The sequence below is a fragment of the Providencia sp. JGM181 genome (assembly GCF_018257375.1).
Classification (GTDB): domain Bacteria; phylum Pseudomonadota; class Gammaproteobacteria; order Enterobacterales; family Enterobacteriaceae; genus Providencia; species Providencia lanzhouensis.
In genome coordinates this window covers 1-4,719 of record NZ_JAERJY010000199.1, presented here as the reverse complement: position 1 = coordinate 4,719, position 4,719 = coordinate 1, and the positions used below count along the sequence as shown (strand labels likewise).

Below are 4,719 nucleotides of genomic sequence, written 5' to 3'. Positions count from 1 at the left end.
CAATATATCTACACTCTGTCTCTGGTTCTTTTATTTATAATAAAAAATAGCAAGCAGAGATTTATACTTTTTATTCTTTTCCTCAAAATTATCTTCGCGTTATTGCTTTTTCAGCTTGTTTATAACGAAAAATTTTTTTGAATCCCTAAATTTGCCGTTTTATCACAAGAATGCTCTTACTTTTTTTGTATACTGTCAGAATTATCTTAAGTTTCGTTATAAGGAAAAAGGAATGAGTTACCTATTTTCACCTGCTAACTTAGGTCAAGTTCAGCTAACTAACCGTATTATTGTGCCGCCTATGTGCCAATACTCCGCACATGAAGGTCTCATCAGTCCTTGGCATCAGGCTCATTATATGAACCTTGCCTTATCCGGCGCTTCCCTTGTGATTGTCGAAGCCAGTGCTGTAAACCCCGATGGGCGAATTACTTACCAAGATTTAGGTTTATGGAATGACGCTCAAATGCAGGCGTTTAACACCCTGTTAACGAACATCAAAAGTTTTGCCAATGCAAAATTAGGGATTCAAATTGCCCATGCAGGCAGAAAAGCATCCTGCGCATTACCGTGGGAAGGTGGGCAAAACTTAGCACCAGAAGATCAGCATGGTTGGCAAACGATCGCGCCATCCGCCCTACCTTTTGGTGACAGCTATCCACCAAAGGCTCTCACTGTGAATGAGATCCACGAAATCACCCAACAGTTTGTAGATTCCGCAAAACGCGCTGAACAAGCGGGTTTTGATTTAATTGAAATTCATGCAGCTCATGGCTATTTACTGCATGAATTTCTATCTCCTATCGCCAATCAGCGACAAGATGAATATGGCGGCAGTTTTGCTAACCGTACTCGATTTTTAGTGGATGTATTTCGTGAAGTGCGTGCAGCAGTCAGTCCAAATATTGCTGTCGGTATCCGTATTTCAGCGACAGATTGGGTCGCAGGGGGCTGGGATTTGGCACAATCTATTGAACTCACTGAGATGCTAGAAGAATTAGGGTGCGATTATATCCACGTTTCTTCCGGTGGATTGTCAGACAAGCAGCAGATCCCCGTCAGTCCAAATTACCAAGTGCCACTGGCACAAGCGATTCACGAACATACTGATATGCCAGTGATTGCTGTGGGGCTGATCACCGAACCTCACCAAGCAGAAGCGATTATTGCGACTGGGCAAGCTGACTTTATTGCGATTGGTCGCGGCATTTTATATGAACCGCGCTGGCCATGGCGTGCCGCCAGTGTACTCAATGAACAAATTAATGTGGCACCACAATATTTACGCTGTGCTCCGCACCAATTTAAGCAGCTATTTAAATAAGCATTGAGTTAAAATCCAGTCCTAAAAATAGTAAAGCCACGGGATTTTTCATCACCGTGGCTTTATTTAACAATGAATAAAGCTATTCAATTAACGCGCGTTAGTTGCACACTCTTGAACAAATGAAATCATAGTTTGTTGGAATTCAGGCGCAGCAGCAGGTGATTTTTGCAGTTCGCTGTCTAAACGTTTAAATTCTTTTAAACCATATTTTTCAACAGTTTTATCATAAGCACAGCCACAGATAGCGCTAATAGCTTGTGCTGTTTCTGTATCAGATTCGCCCGCTGCTTTTACACAGTTGTTTACGAACTCAGAACGATACTCTGCAATCTCTTTTTTCTCGTCTGAACACGCTGACAACAATGCCATCATACCCGCCATACCCAATACTAATGCTGTCTTTTTCATTTTTAACCTATTTATCTTTGTTTATCTTCGTTTATATCGAGTTAACATTAAAACCCTACAACATGCCTTAGTATTAATCATAGCTGCTTTAAATTAAAAAAGCTTGTTTCCATTGAATATTTAATTGCCCTATTTATTTCAATGAATTCACTAATTTAAGGTTTAAATTTTATGATTTCTCGCCCAGTAAAATATAATTTCACTCACAGTCTATAGAGGATAAAAAAGCCGGAAGATAATTCCGGCTTTTGATGAATAAGTATTTTTAGTTAATCTTCAATGGAATTACCAGTAACCCAGGAATTTCCACCAAATACTCCCTAAACTGATCCAAATAATTAAGTTAACCACACTCATCACAAAGCCTGCTTTCCACCATTCGCCCAGTGTGGCATAGCCCGAACCGAAGATAATCGGTGCGGTACCCGTACCGTAGTGAGTTAATGACATCATTAAGGATGAGGAGAATGCTAAGGTTAAACCTAACAGCATTGGCGGTGCACCTAATGCGAGACCCGCCGCAAAGAAAGCCCCGAACATTGCGGTAATGTGCGCAGTTGTACTGGCGAAGAAATAGTGGGAGTAAACATAAATAAGTACCAAAATTAAGGTACCCCAAACCCAACTAATTCCCATACTATCGATGGAGCTTCCTACCGTGACAGACATCCACTTAATAAGACCCAATTTACCTAAGAAGCTTGCCATCATCACCAGTGCGGCGAACCAAACAACGGTATCCCATGCCCCTTTATTTTTCAGGACATCATCCCAGTTGATAACCCCAGTTCCCAGTAATACGCTCAGACCAATAAAGGCAGCCGTGGTTGCATTCACGCTGAATGATGGACCAAACAGCATTTCAGGAACCCCTGCCCACATCATTAATAACAGGATGAAAACCCCTAATGTGATTATTTCAGGCAATGAAATTGGTCCTAATTGTTGTAAACGCTCTTTGGCAAAATTAGGCGCATCCGGTGTAGAGGTAATTTCTGGCTTATACATAAAGTAGATAACCAGCGGCATTAAAATCAGAGAAACAATCGCAGGTACAAATGCCGCAATCGCCCACATTCCCCAAGTTAGCTCATTACCTTTACCCGCCTCGCTGACAATTAAGCTGACAATCAGCGGGTTCGGTGCCGTTGCCGTAATAAACATCGCGGAGGTTATTGGGTTGATATTGTAGTTCACTAAAGAGAGGTAGCGCCCTATTTTCCCTGAAGTACCGTCTTCTGCCTTAGAACCAAAACTGTCTGAAATCGAACGCATAATCGGGTGAATAATTCCCCCGCCTCGCGCGGTGTTACTCGGCGTCACAGGCGCAAGAATGGTTTCTGCAATAGCCAGTGAATAAGCAATCCCAATGGTTTTTTTACCAAATAGGGAAATAACGTAATAGCCAATACGCGCTCCCAGCCCCGTTTTATTCAAGCTCATGGAGACCATGATGGAAATACCAATCAGCCAAATTAGGTCATTAGAAAAACCACTTAATGCATCTGCAATCGCGCCTTTCGTGGATTCAGGATTGGTAACACCAGTCGCGGCCACCAAGGAAATCGCAACGATAGAAACACCACCAATCGGTAACGCTTTACCGATAATCGCAGCGATAGTTCCGACAAACAGGGCTAATAAATGCCATGCATTCGGATTAACGCCTTCAGGAACAGGAATAGCAAACCAAATAATTAACGTAATCGCGACGGCGATTAAGGTAGGTATCGGTTTTAACGGAGTCAGTTTATTCATAAGGGTATCCATACAGTTTTTGAGATGGAATGACAGAGAAAGTGCAATATATATTTTTTTATTCTCAGTCGATGTTAGCAAATAATCACCTGAAAATATTGATCGTTATCATTTGGTTACTGAGTTTCACATGAATTTCAAGCTATTATGTAACAAAATGTAATTGAAATTCACAAACAGTCACACTCCCTTAAAGTGAGTTAAAAGTGGCTGTAAAATAAAAACGAGTAACAGTTATGTATAAAAACGTCACTAATTCTTCCATCGGATTAAAGCGATTAAATATTAAAATATTTCCCAAAACTCAATTAATATACAAAAATTCAATAATTATTGATATTTACCTATCTAAAACTTAATGCTGAATCGAATTACTCATAATTAATCAAGAATAGCAATAAAGCCCCTTGTAAATAGATTTACTTTCGTTTAGTAGAGCGAATGAAAATCAACCAGGCTAATTGATTAATGAAATTATTTAGCTCAAGCCTTAAGCTATTAGGGTAAATATATTGCTATCTCATGGGCAGCCAATTCATTACCCAATAAGATAATCGTTATCAGTAATAATCACTCCCACATTAATCACGTACTTCTCTATTTGTATCATTATGTGGCTACGTTTTCTTATGGGCAGCTAGACTAAAATGAATCAGGCTACTCATTTAAATAAGCCCTTTAAATAAAGGAGATTAAAATGACATTTGACGATACTCATTATAAGAGCCAGCAACAACCTTGCATCATTTTAAGCACGACTAATAGCCAAGAAAGTGCCATAAAAATTGCACAGTACCTGTTGAATAACCACCTTGCTGCTTGTGTTTCACTATTACCAGAAATGAAATCAGTCTATTTGTGGAAAGGAAATGTGACGGAAGATAATGAAATTCTATTACTGATAAAAAGCACGATTGGTAATCAGCAAGCACTATTTGATGCAATCAAGGAAATTCATCCCTATGAAATCCCTGAATTAATTCGGTTAGATCCTAACCAAGTTGAGGATAATTATTTACAATGGCTGGTTAATTCTGTCCGTTAATATTCACACTTGCCATATTATTTTCAGTTTATATTCCTTTTTCATATAGCAAATTATGATCATTTTTATTAGCTGGTCAGCTTTGGTAAATACAAAATTAGTGTTATATAAGTAATCTCGCTTAATATTTATTTTCCTCCTTCGTTTGGAGGATTTTTTTGTCAAATTGACACCAATAGCG

Annotated in this window: 4 protein-coding genes; 2 read left to right on the top strand and 2 right to left on the bottom strand. The window is 39.3% G+C overall.

Going from position 1 to position 4,719, the window contains the following annotated elements; translation table 11 throughout:
• The first annotated feature begins 232 nt into the window (after positions 1–232).
• Positions 233–1,324: an NADH:flavin oxidoreductase/NADH oxidase gene (locus tag JK188_RS16440; protein ID WP_211885256.1), complete on the top strand. Its 1,092-nt coding sequence runs from the start codon at positions 233–235 to the stop codon at positions 1,322–1,324.
• A 90-nt stretch (positions 1,325–1,414) separates the two neighbouring features.
• On the opposite strand, the gene JK188_RS16435 is transcribed toward JK188_RS16440, so the two are convergent.
• Together JK188_RS16435 and JK188_RS16430 are read right to left on the bottom strand one after the other, a co-directional pair.
• Positions 1,415–1,735, bottom strand: coding sequence for a lipoprotein (locus JK188_RS16435; protein ID WP_036951331.1), 321 nt, complete (start codon positions 1,733–1,735; stop codon positions 1,415–1,417).
• A gap of 285 nt (positions 1,736–2,020) precedes the next feature.
• Positions 2,021–3,493, bottom strand: coding sequence for an anion permease (locus JK188_RS16430; RefSeq protein WP_211885250.1), 1,473 nt, complete (start codon positions 3,491–3,493; stop codon positions 2,021–2,023).
• A 697-nt stretch (positions 3,494–4,190) separates the two neighbouring features.
• Here JK188_RS16430 and cutA point away from each other — a divergent pair.
• A complete protein-coding gene (gene cutA / locus JK188_RS16425) occupies positions 4,191–4,538 on the top strand; it encodes a divalent-cation tolerance protein CutA (RefSeq protein ID WP_211885249.1) in 348 nt (115 codons plus the stop codon).
• Positions 4,539–4,719 lie beyond the last annotated feature (181 nt).